The sequence below is a fragment of the Phreatobacter sp. GW821-FHT04C01 genome, from assembly GCF_059420385.1.
The window spans coordinates 582040-599448 of the sequence record NZ_JBWKTP010000002.1; the positions used below are offsets into that span (position 1 = coordinate 582040).

The 17409-nt window shown below is 66.3% G+C and carries 27 protein-coding genes; 2 read left to right on the top strand and 25 right to left on the bottom strand.

The features are described from left to right. Positions 1 to 32 precede the first annotated feature (32 nt). The 12 genes from rnhA to AC07WJ_RS09665 all read right to left on the bottom strand — a co-directional run bounded on the left by rnhA (position 33) and on the right by AC07WJ_RS09665 (position 9223). A complete protein-coding gene (gene rnhA, locus AC07WJ_RS09610; protein ID WP_494934334.1) occupies positions 33 to 488 on the bottom strand; it encodes a ribonuclease HI in 456 nt (151 codons plus the stop codon). After that, on the bottom strand, positions 485 to 1447 hold the full coding sequence (locus tag AC07WJ_RS09615; RefSeq protein ID WP_494934335.1) for a homoserine kinase: 963 nt from the start codon (positions 1445 to 1447) through the stop codon (positions 485 to 487). The genes rnhA and AC07WJ_RS09615 overlap by 4 nt, the downstream gene beginning before the upstream one ends. 13 nt (positions 1448 to 1460) lie before the next feature. Next, a complete protein-coding gene (gene ispH / locus AC07WJ_RS09620; RefSeq protein WP_494934336.1) occupies positions 1461 to 2423 on the bottom strand; it encodes a 4-hydroxy-3-methylbut-2-enyl diphosphate reductase in 963 nt (320 codons plus the stop codon). Between the two features lie 52 nt (positions 2424 to 2475). Further along, on the bottom strand, positions 2476 to 2778 hold the full coding sequence (locus AC07WJ_RS09625) for a DUF4031 domain-containing protein (RefSeq protein WP_494934337.1): 303 nt from the start codon (positions 2776 to 2778) through the stop codon (positions 2476 to 2478). Continuing rightward, positions 2778 to 3182 (bottom strand): bleomycin resistance protein, encoded by a 405-nt coding sequence (locus tag AC07WJ_RS09630; protein WP_494934338.1) that lies wholly within the window; start codon positions 3180 to 3182, stop codon positions 2778 to 2780. Before AC07WJ_RS09630 ends, AC07WJ_RS09625 begins: the two co-directional genes overlap by 1 nt. Positions 3183 to 3205: 23 nt before the next feature. Beyond that, positions 3206 to 4570: an ABC1 kinase family protein gene (locus AC07WJ_RS09635; protein ID WP_494934339.1), complete on the bottom strand. Its 1365-nt coding sequence runs from the start codon at positions 4568 to 4570 to the stop codon at positions 3206 to 3208. 77 nt (positions 4571 to 4647) lie between these two features. Beyond that, positions 4648 to 5046 carry a type II toxin-antitoxin system death-on-curing family toxin gene (locus tag AC07WJ_RS09640; protein ID WP_494934340.1) on the bottom strand — a complete coding sequence of 133 codons (399 nt, stop codon included), beginning with the start codon at positions 5044 to 5046 and terminating at the stop codon, positions 4648 to 4650. Next, positions 5043 to 5303 (bottom strand): AbrB/MazE/SpoVT family DNA-binding domain-containing protein, encoded by a 261-nt coding sequence (locus AC07WJ_RS09645; protein ID WP_494934341.1) that lies wholly within the window; start codon positions 5301 to 5303, stop codon positions 5043 to 5045. The genes AC07WJ_RS09640 and AC07WJ_RS09645 overlap by 4 nt, the downstream gene beginning before the upstream one ends. Positions 5304 to 5572: 269 nt before the next feature. Further along, positions 5573 to 6004: a TMEM70/TMEM186/TMEM223 family protein gene (locus AC07WJ_RS09650; RefSeq protein ID WP_494934342.1), complete on the bottom strand. Its 432-nt coding sequence runs from the start codon at positions 6002 to 6004 to the stop codon at positions 5573 to 5575. Between the two features lie 115 nt (positions 6005 to 6119). Next, positions 6120 to 6551: an ester cyclase gene (locus tag AC07WJ_RS09655; protein ID WP_494934343.1), complete on the bottom strand. Its 432-nt coding sequence runs from the start codon at positions 6549 to 6551 to the stop codon at positions 6120 to 6122. Then, positions 6551 to 8395, bottom strand: coding sequence for a M3 family oligoendopeptidase (locus AC07WJ_RS09660; RefSeq protein WP_494934344.1), 1845 nt, complete (start codon positions 8393 to 8395; stop codon positions 6551 to 6553). Before AC07WJ_RS09660 ends, AC07WJ_RS09655 begins: the two co-directional genes overlap by 1 nt. A gap of 147 nt (positions 8396 to 8542) precedes the next feature. Continuing rightward, positions 8543 to 9223 carry a class I SAM-dependent methyltransferase gene (locus AC07WJ_RS09665; protein WP_494934345.1) on the bottom strand — a complete coding sequence of 227 codons (681 nt, stop codon included), beginning with the start codon at positions 9221 to 9223 and terminating at the stop codon, positions 8543 to 8545. A gap of 243 nt (positions 9224 to 9466) precedes the next feature. Here AC07WJ_RS09665 and AC07WJ_RS09670 point away from each other — a divergent pair, with 243 nt between their 5' ends. Then, positions 9467 to 10291: a UDP-2,3-diacylglucosamine diphosphatase gene (locus tag AC07WJ_RS09670; protein WP_494934346.1), complete on the top strand. Its 825-nt coding sequence runs from the start codon at positions 9467 to 9469 to the stop codon at positions 10289 to 10291. Further along, on the top strand, positions 10288 to 11310 hold the full coding sequence (locus tag AC07WJ_RS09675) for a glycosyltransferase family 4 protein (RefSeq protein WP_494934347.1): 1023 nt from the start codon (positions 10288 to 10290) through the stop codon (positions 11308 to 11310). The genes AC07WJ_RS09670 and AC07WJ_RS09675 overlap by 4 nt, the downstream gene beginning before the upstream one ends. A gap of 117 nt (positions 11311 to 11427) precedes the next feature. On the opposite strand, the gene AC07WJ_RS09680 is transcribed toward AC07WJ_RS09675, so the two are convergent. The 13 genes from AC07WJ_RS09680 to AC07WJ_RS09740 are packed head-to-tail and all read right to left on the bottom strand — an operon-like array spanning position 11428 to position 17403. Next, positions 11428 to 12459, bottom strand: a complete 1032-nt coding sequence (locus AC07WJ_RS09680) for a site-specific integrase (protein WP_494934348.1) — start codon at positions 12457 to 12459, stop codon at positions 11428 to 11430. Continuing rightward, positions 12446 to 12736: a hypothetical protein gene (locus AC07WJ_RS09685; protein WP_494934349.1), complete on the bottom strand. Its 291-nt coding sequence runs from the start codon at positions 12734 to 12736 to the stop codon at positions 12446 to 12448. Before AC07WJ_RS09685 ends, AC07WJ_RS09680 begins: the two co-directional genes overlap by 14 nt. After that, positions 12733 to 13410 carry a thermonuclease family protein gene (locus AC07WJ_RS09690; protein WP_494934350.1) on the bottom strand — a complete coding sequence of 226 codons (678 nt, stop codon included), beginning with the start codon at positions 13408 to 13410 and terminating at the stop codon, positions 12733 to 12735. The genes AC07WJ_RS09685 and AC07WJ_RS09690 overlap by 4 nt, the downstream gene beginning before the upstream one ends. Continuing rightward, positions 13407 to 13589 (bottom strand): hypothetical protein, encoded by a 183-nt coding sequence (locus tag AC07WJ_RS09695; RefSeq protein ID WP_494934351.1) that lies wholly within the window; start codon positions 13587 to 13589, stop codon positions 13407 to 13409. The genes AC07WJ_RS09690 and AC07WJ_RS09695 overlap by 4 nt, the downstream gene beginning before the upstream one ends. Continuing rightward, on the bottom strand, positions 13586 to 13816 hold the full coding sequence (locus AC07WJ_RS09700) for a hypothetical protein (protein ID WP_494934352.1): 231 nt from the start codon (positions 13814 to 13816) through the stop codon (positions 13586 to 13588). The genes AC07WJ_RS09695 and AC07WJ_RS09700 overlap by 4 nt, the downstream gene beginning before the upstream one ends. After that, positions 13813 to 14142 carry a hypothetical protein gene (locus AC07WJ_RS09705; RefSeq protein ID WP_494934353.1) on the bottom strand — a complete coding sequence of 110 codons (330 nt, stop codon included), beginning with the start codon at positions 14140 to 14142 and terminating at the stop codon, positions 13813 to 13815. The genes AC07WJ_RS09700 and AC07WJ_RS09705 overlap by 4 nt, the downstream gene beginning before the upstream one ends. Next, positions 14135 to 14608 (bottom strand): hypothetical protein, encoded by a 474-nt coding sequence (locus tag AC07WJ_RS09710; protein ID WP_494934354.1) that lies wholly within the window; start codon positions 14606 to 14608, stop codon positions 14135 to 14137. The genes AC07WJ_RS09705 and AC07WJ_RS09710 overlap by 8 nt, the downstream gene beginning before the upstream one ends. Next, a complete protein-coding gene (locus AC07WJ_RS09715) occupies positions 14605 to 14946 on the bottom strand; it encodes a hypothetical protein (protein WP_494934355.1) in 342 nt (113 codons plus the stop codon). Before AC07WJ_RS09715 ends, AC07WJ_RS09710 begins: the two co-directional genes overlap by 4 nt. Continuing rightward, positions 14939 to 15589, bottom strand: a complete 651-nt coding sequence (locus AC07WJ_RS09720) for an ead/Ea22-like family protein (protein ID WP_494934356.1) — start codon at positions 15587 to 15589, stop codon at positions 14939 to 14941. Before AC07WJ_RS09720 ends, AC07WJ_RS09715 begins: the two co-directional genes overlap by 8 nt. Next, positions 15586 to 16530 carry a DNA-methyltransferase gene (locus tag AC07WJ_RS09725; protein ID WP_494934357.1) on the bottom strand — a complete coding sequence of 315 codons (945 nt, stop codon included), beginning with the start codon at positions 16528 to 16530 and terminating at the stop codon, positions 15586 to 15588. Before AC07WJ_RS09725 ends, AC07WJ_RS09720 begins: the two co-directional genes overlap by 4 nt. Before the next feature lie 2 nt (positions 16531 to 16532). After that, complete coding sequence (locus tag AC07WJ_RS09730; RefSeq protein ID WP_494934358.1) at positions 16533 to 16718, bottom strand: hypothetical protein; 186 nt, start codon at positions 16716 to 16718, stop codon at positions 16533 to 16535. Beyond that, positions 16715 to 17110 (bottom strand): DUF1653 domain-containing protein, encoded by a 396-nt coding sequence (locus AC07WJ_RS09735; protein ID WP_494934359.1) that lies wholly within the window; start codon positions 17108 to 17110, stop codon positions 16715 to 16717. Before AC07WJ_RS09735 ends, AC07WJ_RS09730 begins: the two co-directional genes overlap by 4 nt. Next, positions 17107 to 17403, bottom strand: coding sequence for a hypothetical protein (locus AC07WJ_RS09740; protein ID WP_494934360.1), 297 nt, complete (start codon positions 17401 to 17403; stop codon positions 17107 to 17109). The genes AC07WJ_RS09735 and AC07WJ_RS09740 overlap by 4 nt, the downstream gene beginning before the upstream one ends. Between the last annotated feature and the right edge of the window lie 6 nt (positions 17404 to 17409).

The window sequence follows — 17409 nt, forward strand, 5'->3', positions numbered from 1 at the left end:
GCCTCCGCTGCCGGTCCGGATCTGGTTCGGGCCTAACCCGCGCCGTTGCGTTTCTTGAACGGTGCCATGCCGGCCCGCGCCAGCTCGTCCGCCCGTTCGTTCTGGTCATGGCCGGCATGGCCCTTGACCCAGTGCCAGGTCACCTCATGGCGGTCGCGGGCGGCGTCGAGCCGCTGCCACAGGTCGGCATTCTTGACCGGCTTCTTGTCGGCGGTGCGCCAGCCATTGCGCTTCCAGCCATGAATCCAGGTCATGATGCCGTTTTTCACATATTGGCTGTCGGTATGCAGGTCGATCGCCGAATGGCGGTTGATCGCTTCCAGCGCGCTGATCGCGGCCAGGAGCTCCATGCGATTGTTGGTGGTCTCGGCCTCGCCGCCGGAGAGCTCCTTGACCTGGTCGCCATAGCGCAGGATGGCGCCCCAGCCGCCCGGGCCGGGATTGCCCGAACAGGCCCCATCGGTGAAGATTTCAACGCTCTTGGTCATGAAAGGCCATATTCCGTGGCTGAGACGACGCGCTGGTGAAAGCGCAGCTTCGAGAGATATTCGATCGGATCCTTGGGCGTGACGACGGCGCCCGCCGGCACGTTCAGCCAGTCGACCAGCCTGGTCAGCAGAAAGCGCAGGGCCGAACCGCGCGCCAGCAGCGGCAGCGCCTGGCGCTCGGCCGCGCTCAAGGGGCGCACCTGCTGATAGGCGGCGAGCATGGCGGTGCCCTTGGCGAAATCGAACTCGTTGTCGGGCGAGAAGCACCAGGCGTTCAGGCAGATGGCGAGGTCATAGGCCAGGATGTCGTTGCAGGCGAAATAGAAGTCGATCAGCCCGGACAGGCGATCGTTCAGGAAGAACACATTGTCGTTGAACAGGTCGGCATGGATCACGCCGGCCGGCAGGCCGCGCGGCCAGGATGCCTCGCAATGGGCGAGTTCATGGGCAATCGTCGCCGCCAGTCCGGGTGCCACCGTGTCGGCGCGGTCGCGGGCGCGCTCGTAGAGCGGCCGCCAGCCGGGCACCGACAAGGCGTTGACGCGGTGGATCGGGAAGCCTTGGCCGGCGAGATGCAGTTCGGCGAGCGCCCGGCCGACGGCGGCGCAATGGCCGACCTGCGGGCGCCGGATCCAGACGCCTTCGAGAAAGGTGACGATCGCCGCCGGCCGGCCGGCCAGTTCGCCGAGCGCGCTGCCATCCCGCATCTTCACCGGCTGCGGGCAAATGAGGCCACGGCTTGCCAGGTGTTCCATCAGGCCAATGAAAAACGGCAGGTCGTTCGGGTCGACCCGCTTTTCATAGAGCGTCAGGATGTAGCTGGCCTTGGTCGTGTGGAGCAGGAAGTTGGAATTCTCCACGCCCTCCGCGATGCCCTTGAACGACAGCAGCGTGCCGATGTCGTAACGCGCGAGATGCGCCGACAGGTCTTCGGCGGTGACATCGGTATAGACGGCCATATCGGGAAAACCTTCAGGCTGCGGCGTCGGGCCGGAGCTGGCGGGGCAGGGGGAAGAAGACGCTCTCGTCGGCCGTCGAGACCGTCTCGACCTGCACGGCGTAGCGGGTCGCGAAAGCCTCGATGATTTCCTCGACCAGCACTTCCGGCGCCGAGGCGCCGGCGGTGATGCCGAGCGAGACGATGTCGCCGAAGCGGTCCCAATCGATGTCGGCGGCGCGCTGGACCAGCTCGGAGATGCGGCAGCCCTCGCGCTCGGCGACCTCGCGCAGGCGTTGCGAATTCGATGAGTTCGGCGCGCCGACCACGATCATCGCCTCGACCAGGGGGGCGACCCGCTTCACCGCCTCCTGCCGGTTGGTGGTGGCGTAGCAGATGTCTTCCTTGTGCGGGCCGACAATGGCCGGGAACCGGCCATTGAGGAATTCGACGATCTCGCGGGTGTCGTCGACCGATAGCGTCGTCTGGGTGACATAGGCGAGCGCACGCTCGTCCTTCGGGATGAAGGCCTTGGCCTGTGCCAGCGTCTCGACCAGGGTCACCGCGCCCGGCGGCAGCTGCCCCATGGTGCCGACCACTTCCGGGTGGCCGGCGTGGCCGACCAGCACCACCTCGCGGCCGCGCCGGAAATGGATCTCGGCCTCGCGATGCACCTTGGTGACCAGCGGACAGGTGGCGTCGATCGCCAGGAAATTGCGCTTCTCGGCTTCCGCCGGCACCGACTTCGCCACGCCATGGGCCGAGAAGATCACCGGGGCGTCGGTGTCGGGGATCTCGGCGAGCTCCTCGACGAAGATGGCGCCTTTCGCCTTCAGGCCGTCGACGACGAAGCGGTTGTGGACGATCTCGTGACGGACATAGACCGGCGGCCCGTAGATCCTCAGCGCCTGTTCGACCGCGTCGATGGCGCGCACCACGCCGGCGCAGAAGCCGCGCGGCGAGCAGAGCAGGATTTTCAGCGGCGGCAATTGGGCCACGAGAAAGTCTCCGGGTGAGGCGGCTTCGGTTTCGGGGGGATCGGCCGGCCTGTCAAGGGATGGCGGCCGCCGGCGGCGGTTTCGGCCGCGCCGGACGTCGAATCTTGACGCGCCGGAACACCGCGACGATTTCCTCGCGCGAGCAGATCCTGGCGCCGGCGGCGATCGCCTTCTTGCGCTCGAAGCCGGTCAGGTCGTAATGCGGCGCGCCGCTCTTGGGCGGCCCCTGGTAGCACAGCCGGTGAATGCCGATCGAGGCCGCGAAGCGATGCAGCTCGTCGACGTCGTCGGCGAGAAGGTGGCACCACTTCAGGCCCTGCCAGGGCCATATGGGCGCGTCGACATAGACTGCCATCAGTGGCTCGCGAACAGGATCAGGTTGCCGTCGGGATCGCGCACGACGAAGTCCCTGACGTTCCAAGGCTGGGTGGTGAGCGGCTGGTGCAACGGGGCGCCGCTGGCCTGATATTCGGCATGCAGCGCATCGATGTCGCTGACCTCGACATAGGCCGACAGGAGATGGTCGGTGGCGCGGACATCGCCGCCGAAGGGCATGGCGTCGACATGGCGCAGGTTGAGCCTGACGCCGTCGCGCGTCACCTGGCCGTAGAACGGCGGGTCGCCATGCAGGAAGCCGATGGCGAAGCCGAGCTTTCGGGTGAAGAAGGCACAGCTGCGCGTCATGTCCGTGGTGAACAGTTGCGGACAGGCCGCGGTCAACCGGGCTGCCGTCGCCGCTGGTCCGGCATGATCGGGCATGGGGTCCGTTCTCCCGTTTCGGCTCAGGCCGCCTTCAGGCCGGCGAGACCAAGGGCCGCATCCTGCCGCTCCGCCACGCGTTCGAGGCTGAAATTGTCGATCTCCTCGTTGTAGAGGCGATAGAAATTGAGCTCGGCCCTGAGATGCAGGAACACACCGCCGAGCCCGATCGCGGCGCGGTCCATCAGCACGAATTCCTGCGGGATGGTCACCGGGCCGCGCTCCCTCAGGGCCTTGTGCACCTGGAAGGCTTCGCGCCGGCCGTAGTCGCCGGGCGCCACCCCATCGGCGATCGAGCGGACGCGATCATCGAGCAGCGGCCCGTAGATGAAGCGGGCCCAGAGGTTGAGGACCTCGATCAGGTCCTTGCGCAGGTTCTTGAATCCCCAGGTCTCGTAGGCATGGACGACGCGCGCCTCGTCGCCGGTTTCCAGGCCCTTGTAGAGGTCGATCACCGCGCCGATGAAGCGCGCCGGGAAGATGCGCACGCAGCCATAGTCGAGCAGATTGATGCCGCCGGGTTCGCCGTCGTGATCGAACACGGTGTAATTGCCGAGATGCGGGTCGCCGTGGATCACGCCGATGGCGGCGAAGGGATGCCACCAAGCCCGGAACATGGCGGTGGCGAGCCGGTTGCGGGCTTCGAGCGGCGCCTCGACATGGCTCAGCATCTTCGTGCCGTCGAGCCAGGACAGGGTCAGCAGCCGGCCGGTGGAGAGTTCCGGCCGCACGGCCGGCACGCGCACCAGCGGCTCGCCCTTCAAGACTTCGGCATAGAGCGCGGCATGTTTGGCCTCGCGGCGATAATCGAGTTCCTCGCGAACCCGCGCGCTGATCTCCTTGATGATCTCGCGGGTGTCGATCGCCGGGTCCATGCGGCGCTGCAGGGCGAACAGGATCTCAAGCTGCGCGATATCGGCCTCGACCGCCGACATCATGTCCGGATATTGCAGCTTGCAGGCGAGCCGCATGCCGTCATGGGCGGTGGCGCGATGCACCTGGCCGAGGGACGCGGCGGCGGCGGGCATCTTGTCGAAGCCGGCGAAGCGCTTTTCCCAGTCGGCGCCAAGCTCGGCCATCATGCGCCGCTTGACGAAGGCGGGCCCCATCGGCGGAGCTTCGGACTGCAATTTCTGCAGTTCGTTGGCATATTCCGGCGGCAGCACCTCGGGGATGGTCGCCAGCAATTGCGCGACCTTCATGATCGGCCCCTTCAGGCCGCCGAGCGCGCGCGTCAGGTCGGCGGCGTTCTTCTCGCGGTCGAGCCCCATGCCGAACAGCCGGGCAGCGGCGATCGAGACGGCCGCGCCGGACACATTGGCGCCGACACGGGCATAACGGGACAACCGGCCGGTCAGGCGGTTGGCTTCATCGTCGCGTTCTGACATGCGGGCTCCGGCTCACGTCTCGGCTGACAGATAGTGCGCGCGGTCGATGGCCGCGAGAGGGCGGCGGCGCGGCAGGCTCAGGCCGGCCAGTTGTCGCGGATCCAGCGGGTCAGGCCGTCCTCGGCGACCTCGCCCGCGGCCAATGCGAGGATGATGGCGGCGAATTCGGCTTCCGGCACGTCGAATTCGATGCCGTTCAGGTCGAGAAAGACGACAAGGGCCAGCAACGCCGCGCGCTTGTTGCCATCGACGAAGGGGTGATTGCGGGCGATGCCGAACGCGTAGGCCGCCGCGAGCTCGGCCAGATCCGGTGCTTCATACATCCATTTGTTGCGGGGTCGGTCGAGAGCCGATTCCAGGCTTCCGGCATCACGCAGGCCCGGCGGCCCGCCGAATTCGCGCAACTGACGATCGTGCATCGCGATCACCAGTTCCGTCGTGAGCCAGACCGGTTCGCGCGAACCTTCTTCGCTCATTTGGCGAGCTCGGCGAGGGCGTTGCGGTACTTCTTGATCGCTCGCTCGGCGCTGGCCATGCCCTTGGCGAAATTCGGATCACGTGGCGTCAAATGAAGTGAACCATCGGGCATCTCGGCGACATAAAGCTTGTCGCCATCGGCGAGTTTGGCGCGGGCCAGCAATTCCTTGGGCAGGATGAGGCCGACTGAATTGCCGATCTTGCGGATCTGCAGAATGAAACCGTCGGCTTCGACCTTGCGCGGTGTTTCGTTCATGGGTCGCCTCCACACGTTGTACAGAATGTACAACGACGGTTGCCGACTTTCAAGGAAAGCGCCGACGAATCAACCCTCTCCCAGAGGGAGAGGGTGGCAGCGTCAGCTGCCGGGTGAGGGGACGTCCCTCTCAGGATGGGGCGCATGCTGCGCGAGCGTCAGCATCAATTCCAAACGCCTACGCCCCTCACCCGGCGCCTGACGGCACCACCCTCTCCCTCTGGGAGATGGTTGATATTGCTGCGCTTTTCCCTGCCCACCCGAGCGAACTAATCTTTGGTCGTGTCGATGATATAGGCCCATTTGCGGGTGAGCACCTTCATCGACGACCAGTTGTTGTCGAGATAGAAGCCGGTGGCGACCAGCGTCGCGCGCGGATCGGTGCGGCGCTCCCGGCCGAAGGAGATGTCGGACAAGGGATAGGTGGCCCGGCTGCGGCCAATGGTCGACAGCGTTTCGACCCCGACCTCGGTCGGCGATTTGAACAGGGCGGTGACGTAGAGCCTCAGATAGAATTCCATGCCCAGCGCGCAGAGCAGCACGATCGGGGTCAGGACCAGCGCGGCCACATGGTTGTTGGTCGGATCGTTGCCGCCGCGCGTCGACCAGGCGAGCCAGGCAAAGCCGATCGTGGCTGCCCAGAAGACGATCTGAAGGAAGCGGACACGCCGCCAGCGGTTGTTGCGGTAGACCTGTTGCATGCGCTGGCCGCCTCCCGTGGCGGCGGGGATTTGAAGAGGACGTTGGTCAGGCGTCCTATCGGCATGGGTTTGCCGGCCCGTGTCGGGAAGTCCGGTGCGATGTTTCCGGGGGGCGTCAGGTGCTGCCGGGACGCCAGGCGGCCTGGTTGGCCTTCAATTGCTCGACCAGTCCGTGGATGTCGCCGAGCACCCAGAGGTCGCGCACCTTGTCGCCGTCGAAGGTGAAGAACGGCGCGCCCTGCCAGGCGACATGCTTGCCGGTCGGCGCGAAGCCGAACAGCTCGGCCTGGTGGAAACCGTGGAAGCGCAGCCGGCCGGCGACCCGGTTGTCCTGTTCGACCAATTCGAGAATATCGCTGGTATAGCTGGCGAGCGCGCCGGTGACGAAATCGACATAACCGGCGAACTGGTCATGCCCGGTCAGCACCGGGCCGAGCGAGCCGCGAAAGGTGAACCCTTCGTGGAAAATGGCCGGGATCAGGCTCTTGTCGGCGTGGTCCCACAGGCCCTTGTAGAACAGCGTGACGATCTCGGTCTGGTGCGACATCAGTCTTCCATCGCCTCCAGCTCGCCGATCATCCGCTCGATCACGCCGAGCCCGCCCTGCCAGAAGGCCGGGTCGCGCGCATCCAGCCCGAAGGGTGCCAGCACCTCGGAATGATGCTTGGTGCCGCCGGCCGCCAGCATGGCGAGATAGCGCTGCGAGAAGCCCTTGTCGGCGGTTTCGTAGACCGCATAGAGCGAGTTCACCAGGCAATCGCCGAAGGCATAGGCATAGACATAGAAAGGCGAGTGGATGAAATGCGGGATATAGGCCCAGAAGGTCTCGTAACCCGGTTTCAGCGCGATCGCCGGCCCGAGGCTTTCGGCCTGCACGCTCATCCAGGCCTCGCAGATCGCTTCGGTGGTCAATTCGCCGTCGCGCCGCGCGATGTGGATCTTGCGCTCATAGGAATAGAAGGCGATCTGGCGCACGACCGTGTTGATCATGTCCTCGACCTTGGAGGCCAGCAGGGCCTTTTTCTGGACGGGATCGGTGGTCGCCTCGAGGATCGCCTTGAAGGTCAGCATTTCGCCGAACACCGAAGCGGTCTCGGCCAGCGTCAGCGGCGTCGGCGCCATCAGCGCGCCGTTCGGGGCCGCCAGCACCTGGTGCACGCCATGGCCGAGCTCGTGAGCGAGCGTCATCACGTCCCGCGGCTTGCCCTGATAGTTGAGCAGGACATAGGGGTGGGCGGAGGGCACGGTCGGATGGGCGAAGGCGCCCGGCGCCTTGCCGGGCCGGACGGGAGCGTCGATCCAGCGCTCGTCGAAGAAGCGCCTGGCGATATTGGCCATCTCGGGCGAGAAGCCCGCATAGGCCGACAGCACCGTGTCACGCGCCTCGCTCCAGGAAATGGTGCGGCTTTCGACCTTCGGCAGCGGCGCGTTGCGATCCCAGTGGTTCAAGGTCTCGCGTCCGAACCAGCGGGCCTTCAGCTTGTAATAGCGATGCGACAGCCTGGGATAGGCCGCGCGCACCGCGGCGACCAGCGCGTCGACCACTTCGCGCTCGACCCGGTTGCCGAGGTGGCGTGAATCCGCGACGTCCTCGAAGCCGCGCCAGCGGTCGGAGATTTCCTTGTCCTTGGCCAGCGTATTGGTGATCAGCGTGAAGGTGCGCAGATTGTCCTTGAAGGTCGCGGTCAGCGCGTCCGAGGCGGCCTTGCGCTTTTCCTCGGCGGTGTCCTGCAGGAAATTCAGCGTCGGCTCCAGCGTCAGCTCCTCGCCGTCGACGGTGAAGCGCAGGCTGGCGATGGTCTCGTCGAACAGCCGGTTCCAGGCGGCCCGGCCGGTCATGCCCTTCTCGTGGAACAATTGCTCGATGCGATCCTCGAGCTGGAACGGCTTGTCCTTGCGGATGTCCTCGATCCAGGGCCGGTAATGGCCGAGTTTCGGCCCGGCCATGGCCCGGTCGATCAGTGCGTCGTCGATCCGGTTCAGTTCCAACGTGAAGAACAGGAGATGCGACGAAATCGCGGTGATCTTCTCCTGGATGTCGCCGTAGAACTTGGCCCGGACCGGATCGGTCGTGTCTCCGGCATAAACGAGGCCGGCGAAGGAGGCGAGGCGCCCCAGCCGGTCTTCGAGCCGCTCATAGCGCACGACCGCCTCGGCGAGCTCGGTTTCCGGGCCGGCGGTTTGCGCGATCGCCTCGAGGCGCCCCTTGAAGGCGGTCTCGAAGGCCAGCGCCTCCTGCTCGGCGGCGTCCAGGTCGCGGCGTACCGCCGGAGCGTCGATCGCGTCATAAAGCGCGCTCAGATCCCATTGGGGCAAGGTGCCGAGGGCCTTGTCGACCTTGGCGCGCGCGGCCGCGCTTCTTTGCGCAGCGGCCTGGAACACTGGGCGCATGGGACGAGCCTCCGTCGGATCGGACACGGACGTCCCGTATGGTCGGAACCGCCGGTGTGATCAATGCGGCGGTTCGCCCAAGGCCGACGGAACCGTCGTGGCGTTGCCCGGAGGCAACGCTTCGGTCCGGGTGTTCGGGCGCCGGATTCAGCCGGCGGCGGCACGCCGCATGTCGACGGCGGCACCGGGCGCCAGCTTGCGGAAGCGGACCAGCGAATAGACACCGAGCGGCCCGACGCGCCGGCGCTCGAGCACTTCCGCGCCGCCGTGGTTGTCGGCCCAGGCCTGCAGGCGCGCGAAGGGGAATTCCGGACGAAGGCCGAAAGTGTGGGCGTGCTTGGAGAACCAGCGCTCGATGGCGGCGGCGACGCCGCGCTCGGAATAGAGGTGGTTGACCAGGATGATCTCGGCCCCGGGCCTGGCCACGCGCGCGCATTCGTCGAGCACGCGCTCGGGCCGCTCGACCAGGGTGATGACGAACTGGGCGACGACGCAATCGAAGCTCTGGTCCGGGAAGGCGAGGTCGTGAGCGTCCATGACCTGGACGTGCTTCACATGCGGGAAGGCGCCACTCGCAATCCTTTCGCGCGCCTTGGCGACCATGGGGCCGGACAGGTCGATGCCGGTGATCTCGGTGGTGGCGTCATAGTCGGAAAACGACAGGCCGGTGCCGACGCCGACCTCCAGAATCTGACCACCGACCTGGCGGGCGGCCTGGGCCGCGGCGCGCCGGCCCTTTTCGAACACCGGCCCGCACACCGCGTCATAGATCGGCGCCCAACGGGCATAGGCTTTCTCCATCGTTTCGCGATCGAGATCTCCTGCCATGGCGCGCTCCTTGGGCTGTGCCGGGTCGACGCGACCCACCGGCGAAAGCCGGCCGGCCGGGATGATCCGACTCGGGCGGTGACGATGGCCGAAGCGCTAGCAAGGCCGTGCGACAGTCTCGCGACAACCCGTCCGGCAGGCCCTCGCGGGCGGCCGCGGGGATGGTCCTGTCGCGCAGTGTCACAAAAGCTCTACGGGAATCTGGTTCCTGGGGCCCGCAGCTTGAAGAGCGGGACCAAGGCAATGACGGAGAAGCGTTACCGGGCGATGTTCATTTCCGACGTGCACCTCGGCGCACGCGGCTCGCAAACCCGCCTCTTGCTCGACTTCCTGCGCTACAACGATGCCGACGTCATCTACCTCGTCGGCGACATCATCGACGGCTGGCAGCTCAGGCGCGGCTGGCATTGGCCGCAATCGCACAACGACGTGGTGCAGAAGCTGCTGCGCAAGGTGCGCAAGGGCTCGCAGATCGTCTACCTGCCGGGCAATCACGACGAGTTCCTGCGCGACTATTTCGGCACCCATTTCGGTGGCATCGAGGTGATGGACGAGACCATCTACACCTCGGCCGACGGCAAGCGGTTCCTGGTCATCCATGGCGACGCCTTCGACGTCGTGGTCATGCATGCGCGCTGGCTCGCCCATCTCGGCGACTGGGCCTATGACGCGGCGATCTACCTGAACCGCTGGTTCAACCTGGTCCGCCGCAAGCTCGGGCTGACCTATTGGTCGCTCTCGGCCTGGGCCAAGCTGAAGGTCAAGAAAGCGGTCAATTTCATTGGCGCCTTCGAGGAGGCGCTGGCCAGCGAAGCCAAGCGCCAGAAGGTCGACGGCGTGATCTGCGGGCACATCCATCACGCCGCGATCCATGACCAGCTCGGCATCCGCTATATGAATTGTGGCGACTGGGTGGAGAGCTGCTCGGCACTGGTCGAGACCTATGACGGTCGCTTCGAGATCATCCGCTGGACCGAGGTCCTGCCCGAGACGGCGCCGGCCGAAGCCGACGAGGCCGAACCCGAACTCGTCCTGCCGCTGCCGGGCGGTCGCAAGGTTGCCGCATGATGCGGCTGGCGATCGCGACCGACGCCTGGAGCCCCCAGATCAACGGCGTCGTGCGTTCGCTCCAGGAGACCGCCGCGGCGCTGCCGGGGCTCGGCATCGCCGCGCATTTCGTGACCCCGGAAGGGCTGCCGAGCCTGCCGCTGCCGACCTATCCGGACATCCGGCTGGCAATCATGGCGGGTCCGGCCATCGGCCGTCGCCTGGACGAGATCCGGCCGGACGCCGTGCATATCGCGACCGAGGGCACGATCGGGCACGCGGTCCGGCGCTGGTGCCTGACGCGGCAATTGCCGTTCACGACCAGCTATCACACCCGCTATCCCGACTATGTCAGGGCCCGGGCGCCGATCCCGGAAGCCTGGACCTATGCCTGGCTCCGGCATTTCCACGGCGCGGCGCGGCGCACCATGGTGCCGACCGAGACCATGCGCGGGGAACTGTCGCGCTGGGGCTTCGCCAACCTGGCGCTCTGGGCGCGCGGCGTCGATACCCAGCTGTTCCGGCCGCGTCCGGCGGTGAAACTCGCCTATCCCGGCCCGATCATGCTCAGCGTCGGCCGGCTGGCGGTCGAAAAGAATCTCGAGGCCTTCCTGGCGCTCAACCTGCCCGGCACCAAGCTGGTGGTCGGCGACGGACCGCAGCGCGCCGAGCTCGAACGGCGCTTTCCGGACGCGGTGTTCCTCGGTGCGCGCACCGGCGAAGCACTGGCGGAGATCTATGCCGGGGCCGACGTCTTCGTGTTCACCAGCCGCACCGATACCTATGGCAATGTCATGCAGGAGGCCCTGGCGAGCGGCCTGCCGGTGGCGGCTTTCCCGGTTGCCGGGCCGATCGACGTGGTCGGAGACCCCGCGATCGCCTGCCTCGACGACGATCTTTCCCGGGCCATCGCGACCGCCCTGACGCTCGATCCGGCGCGCTGCCGCGCGGTTGCCGAAAGCCGGTCCTGGGCGGCGGCGGCCCGGCAATTCGCCGATGCGCTCTGCCCGTTCGGAGCGACCAGCTCGCGGGCGGCATGAACCTGCAATATTCGCACCGTTACTGAGCGTTAACCCGACCTTATGGGCTGGCTGAATTTTCTCGTGATTGGTCAGCTAGTTAGCTGCCTTAGTTTGCAGGTTTCGGCCATGCAGTTTTCAACCTGCATCCAATTTCACCCGCGCGTTGCGGGCCTCCATCTCCTGGTCGATATTGATCGTATAGCGCTTCACCATGGCGACGCTCATCGCGTAGAGAGCGCCGATATCCTCGTGCGTCAGACCCTTCAGGCGGGCATCGCAGGCGGCCATGGCACGCAGACCGTGGGGCAGGATCTCTTCGTCGGATTGGATATCCTCCCGCTTGCCGAGCCACGCCGCCAGGGCGGAGCGGAGCGACCGCGGGGTATGTCGGCTCCCGTCGGCACGTGTAATGAACGGCGTCAGGTCTTCGGCGCCCCAGCCCTTGATGATTGCAAGATCGGCCTTCCCGATTGGCTGGCGGTGCATCTTGTTCCGGAGCTTCTTGATTTTGAACGCGAGGATATCGCCCTTGATGTTCGCCGGGCACATGCTGACGAGATCGGAGATCCGCTGGCCGGTGACCCGCCCCAGGAATGCCATGCGGGACAGGTCCGGAGGTGCATGGTCGACGACGGCCTGCCAGATCTCCCTGGGCCAGGGGAAGGCGTGTTCAATCTCGGTGTCGAGCTGCTCGATGTCGCGGGCGGCGTTGTTGGCGCATTTTCGTTCGTTGATGCCCCATTTCAGAATGGTCCGCAGCACCGTCACGAACATGTTGGCCGAGGTCGGCGCCTTTTCGGCGATGTCGTCGCGCTGCGCGAGCACGCCGGCGACCGTCAAGTCATCAACGGCCATGTCCTTCCAGGCCGCGAGAATGATCTTGATGTAGACGGTATAGGTGGTTCGCGTGCCCTCGGTATGCACATTCGTCCATTGATGCCCGGCCTTGTAGGCGGCGATGAGGTGCCCGAAGGTGCCTTCCTTGGGCCGCGTGTCTTCGCCATTGAGGCGCTTGGCCTCGGTCCAGAACTTCGGGTCCTTCGGGTCGAAGCGGATCGGCGTCAGGGCGCCGCGAAGCTCTTTCGGGCCGGCCCTCCCGGGCTGATGGTAATAATAGACCTTGCCGCTCTTCTTGGTGACCCGGAAGACGTGCTCAGGCAGCGGCACGACGAGCGCCCTTCTTTTCGCGCGCTTCCCTGGCTTTCCTCGCATCGCGAACCCCCTGGACGAAGGGATCAACCTCCGCCATCTCAACCGTGCCGGCAAGGCGGGCTTCGACGGTCGGCCAGTGCCAGCGGAGGATTTGCCCGCGATCCACACAGGGGCGGGGGACGAATCCTGACCGGACCCAGCTGTCCCAGGTGTCGCGGCTGACCTCGCAGAGCCGCGCGGCGGTGTCGCCGGTGACGAAGATCGGGGAGGGGGCTTGGGCCGTATCCCTCAATTGCCCGCCCTCCTCGCCGCGCGCCAGTCCGCCGGCGCCTGAAACTCTCCAGCCCAAATCCCGCGCTTGGCGGTATATGCCTCCGCCTCGGCCGCCAGGAACGCCGCGGCGTGCGGTCGCTGGCGGAGAAACTGGCGCAGCGGCACGGCCTGGCCGAGGCGCAGCATCTCAATGTTGAGATCGACGCCGGTGCTGGTCCGGCAGAGCGCTATGGCCCGGCCGTACCGGTCGCGGGGATCATCCGCCAGCGTCTCGCAGGTCAATTCGTCGCCGGCGATCAATCGCTCGAGCTCGGCGCGGGCCGTAACGCCGCAGGGCACCGGCTGGCCGCCGAGGGTGCAGGTCTGGGCCAGTTCGGGCGCATCGATGCCGGTCAGCCGGATCTGCCGGCAGCCGAGCGCACCCGTGCGGACGGCGGTGCGCGCCGAGGATCCGCAGGCCCCCGGCGCAGTGGCCAAGAAAAAGCTGTCGCCGTCGGACAACTGCGCGACATGGCCGATGATCGTTTCGGCAATCGCCGGGCGCGGATAATGGGCGGAGACGGCCGGCACAGGGGCGACCGCTGACGGCACCGGCGAATGGCCGGCGAGCGCGACGAGGACAGCAGCACCGATCACGGCGGTGCCGGACAGGAGGTCGCTGATCAGGGGCGCGTGCCTGCGGAGGCTGGTCATCGTCCCTCCTTCGCCTGGCCGGCAGGCTCTGGCGGGTCGGACTTGGCGACCCGTAGGATGTTGGCGACAAGATGCTCCGCCAAGAGCATTCGCTCGTCCCTCGGCTGCGAGGGGTAGTAGCCAAGCGTCCCGGCAATGAGGGTGACGATTTCGCGGGCGCGGCCTTCGAGGATGGTCATGGGGTTTCCTTCGCTTGTCGGATGGCGGCTGCGATCTGATCAGGGGTCGCGCCCTGATTGGACTGGGCCCACGCGGTTTTGGCGGCTTCCTCGATCACGTCGCGGAACGCATAGACGATGTGGATGCGCAGGCTGTTCCGCAGATTGCGCTCCAGCCCGTGGCTGTCGTGGAAGGTCTCGACGATCTCCCTCGCCCGCGCCTCCAGGGTAGGGTCAGGGGTGGTCATGTGCGGGGCTCCGTCACATCAGCAGGGTGCGAATAGAGGATGTCGTCACCATCTGGCCGCATGAACGCGACATAGTGCCCACTGCCGCCGATCACCCGAATAGCGGGCAGGCCTCCGACGAGGATAGCGTCGCCTATGCCGGGTGGGTTCGGGACGCGACGCAAGCGCGAGATCTTGAGAAATTCGCCAAAGCCGACATCGCAGAACGACGAATAATCCCGCCAGCAGCGCGCGCGAGCCTGCCCAGGCGAGCGAGCGCTGTAGAGATAAGCCTCGAAGCCGTCGACGCTGACCCGATAGGTTCGGACAGGGCGCATCTCAGACATTCCGGCCGCCCTGTCCTGCGGGGTAGCACGTAGCTACCAGCTCGGCGGCCGCGGCGAACACCTTGCTCGGCGTCGCCAGGGAGCGGGTCGGCCTTGGCCCGTCCTCGTCACAATCGGCGAAGGCCCACCAAACCAGGTCGTACAGCGCCTCCCAGGCTGACTCCTCGCTCCACTCGGGCTCCTCGCCCCCGGACGTCCCGCCGACCATGATCGTGCCAGCGCGCGGATGGCCGGGCGGGTGCATGTAGACCCAACCCCGTCCGTCAGCCGCGCGCCGCTTGATCGAGCCATCGCGGAACGTGTCGCCGTGAGCCGAGCGGCCGCGTTCCCAGTGTTTGCGCGCCCGGATCACGATGCCGATGTAGTTGTCGCCAGCTTCCGCCGGAAACTGTTGCCGCGTGTCGCCCAGGAGCGGAAGGAGCGGGGCCGCGCGGCGCGAGAGCTTCTTGAGGATGCGGAGATTCATTCGCCGCCTCCATGCTCGCTGGCCGGGATCAGGGCCTTGACGGCAGCCCGGGCCGCATCGCGATAGGTTTCGGTGTGCAGGCAGAGCCGAACATAGCCGCCGTCGCCACGGTGACCGTCATCCCCGGTCCCATCGGGCCAAGCTGTGGCGGTCGTGTCATCATCGTCGTGGATCGCCATTGCGAGCGTTTCCACGGTCTCTGGATGATCAGCAGCGGACCGGAGGAATGCGGCGATCGCTGCCGAGACACCGCGCTGCTCTCGCATGGTAGGGCCGATATGACCGGTAGCCTTCGCGAAGGCGGTCCATGCAGCCTCAAGGGGTTCACGATCAGCCATTGAGGCCTCCCTGCGTGGTAAGGCGACGGGCGGCGTCCAGCCGCGCCTCCGCTTCCTCCCGCGAATTTTCGTCGCGGCCATAGCCCGGTGTTTTCAGGGCGTGCTCGAAGAGGTCCGAGAGCCGGCCTAACTCGCCCCGGACCGCATCGAGCTGCCGGCGCAGCCCTGCCGCCTCCGCCTCTGCGGTTGCGGCGCGAACGACGACGCCTGAAAGATCTTGGCAGGTTTGCCTATATTGACGCTCAAAGGTCGTGGCGCGCAGGAGATTGGCCGTCGATTGACTGGCGCAGAGTTTGTGGCCGGCCGATTGAGCATCGGCGATTGCCCGCGCCTCGTCCCGCTCCGCCGTCACGCGCGCCAGGTCGGCCGTCAGCGTCTCGACGGCGGAGAGGAGGGCGAGGACGGTCTGCGGGTTGGCGGCGGCGATGAAGGCCGCGTCGGCTAGGCGCCATGCCGGCACCGGATCGCAGTCGGGCACGGACACGACGTTGTAGAGCCGACCATGATGGCCGTCGGGCTCATTGCGGTAGTGGCCAACGAACTTGCTGAGCACGTAGACGCCGTCATGTTTCCAGGGGCCAGGCGTTGCAGTTTTCGCGGCCTCCGCCAGCGCCTTGAGGGCCGTGGTGTCGGGGAGGGTCATGCTGCTACCTCGACTGTTGTGAGCATGCCGCCGTCGGCATAGATCCGGCGCTCAGCGATGGCTGCATATTCAGGGTTCAGTTCGATCAGGATGGCATCCCGCCCGAGGCGGTCGGCAACCATTGCCGTCGTCCCGGCACCACCGAATGGGTCAAGGACCATCCCGCCATCCGGGCAACTTGCCTTGATGCAGGGCTCGATTAGCGCAGGCGGGAAGGTCGCGAAGTGAGCGCCCGCGAAAGGCAACGTCGCGACGGTCCAAACAGAACGCCGGTTCCTCATCCCGCCGATATCGGTCCACTGCTCATCCTGCCCGCGAGCTGAGCCATCGGCGTTCCGGTAGCTCACGCGAGCGTCGCGCTTGAACCCGTTTCCGCTGGGGTGGTCTGAAACAGATGCTTCCTTGATGGCGTCGGCGTCGTGGAAATAGCGTTCCGATTTGGCCAAATGGAACAGGTATTCGTGGGATCGCGTGCACCGGTCCCTCACCGGGTCAGGCATCGCGTTTGGTTTGGACCAGATGATGTCTTCGCGTAGCCACCAGCCGTCGGCTTGCAGGGCCAGGGCGACACGCCAAGGGATGCCGATCAGATCCTTAGACTTGAGCCCCGTTTGCCGCTTGATCCTGCCGACAGGAGACCCGTGGAGCGAACTCACGTGCTTGCCCCCCGTCGATCCGCCCCACTTCCCATCATTGGCATAACTATCCCCCAAGTTCAGCCACAACGTCCCGTCCTCCCGAAGCACGCGGCGCACGTCGCGGAACACCTTGACCAATTCAGCCACAAAGGCGTCAGGTGTGGCCTCAAGGCCCATCTGCCCGTCGACGCCGTAGTCGCGCAGGCCGAAGTATGGCGGCGAAGTCACGCAGCAATGCACGGAGCAGTCAGGCAGTTCGGCCAAGCGCTTTCGAGCGTCTCCGATCAGAATGCGGACGCTCATGCTCACTCTCCAGGGGTGATGGTGACGGGGATGACGCGCCAGCCCCAGCGAGCCAGATATCTCCAGGTTTCGCGTCTGCGGACCACTGCGAGATCCCGAGCATCCCACTCGGTCCATGCGATGAGGTCCGGCATGATCTCGCCATCGAGGCCGACGGCGGCGAACGCCTTGACAGGTTTCGGGCTCATCCCTCCCTCCCCACGGCTGGTGCGGGAGGGGTGGGGAGAGGCTTGAACCGCCCGTCATTGAACTCGTCTGCCGGTCGCACCCACGTCGTGCCATCACGAGCCTGATAGATCACGACGGGCGCCAGCGTCGCCTCGATCCGGCCCTCTGCGATGACCATGTAAAGGCCACCCTTGCGGTGCCGGTGCGTGGGCCTCCACCCCTCCCGCTCGGACGCGCCGGAGAGCGCGGTGCGGCGAGCGATCTCCCGAAGTTCAGCGCGGACCTGCGCGATGGTTTTCCCATCGCGGTCATTGGCGAGCAGGCTCATGGCCTCAAGCGGCATCCAGGCGCCGAACATCTCGACGATCTCGGCGTGGGTGATCTTCGGCTCGGGGGTAGCAGGGCTCATCATTGGACGGCGTCCTCGGCGTCGATCGGGATGGCGCGGATGGCGGCTGCGATAGTCAGGGCGCCCCCAGGGACCACACCAGCAAAGGCCGCGGCTTTCGCAGCGCACCTGCTCCGCATCTCCTCCGCTCCCGCACGGCGGGCGGCGGTGAGGGCTTCGTTCACGGCTTCCTCGATCCGAGCCACGTCATGGCGCATCGTGGCGTTTCGCTCGTCGATCCATGATGTGACCAAGTCGTCCAGCCAAAATTTCCAGGCAGTCTCGGCCTCGCGCGCGGTATCGGTGCTCGTGGTCATGGCGAA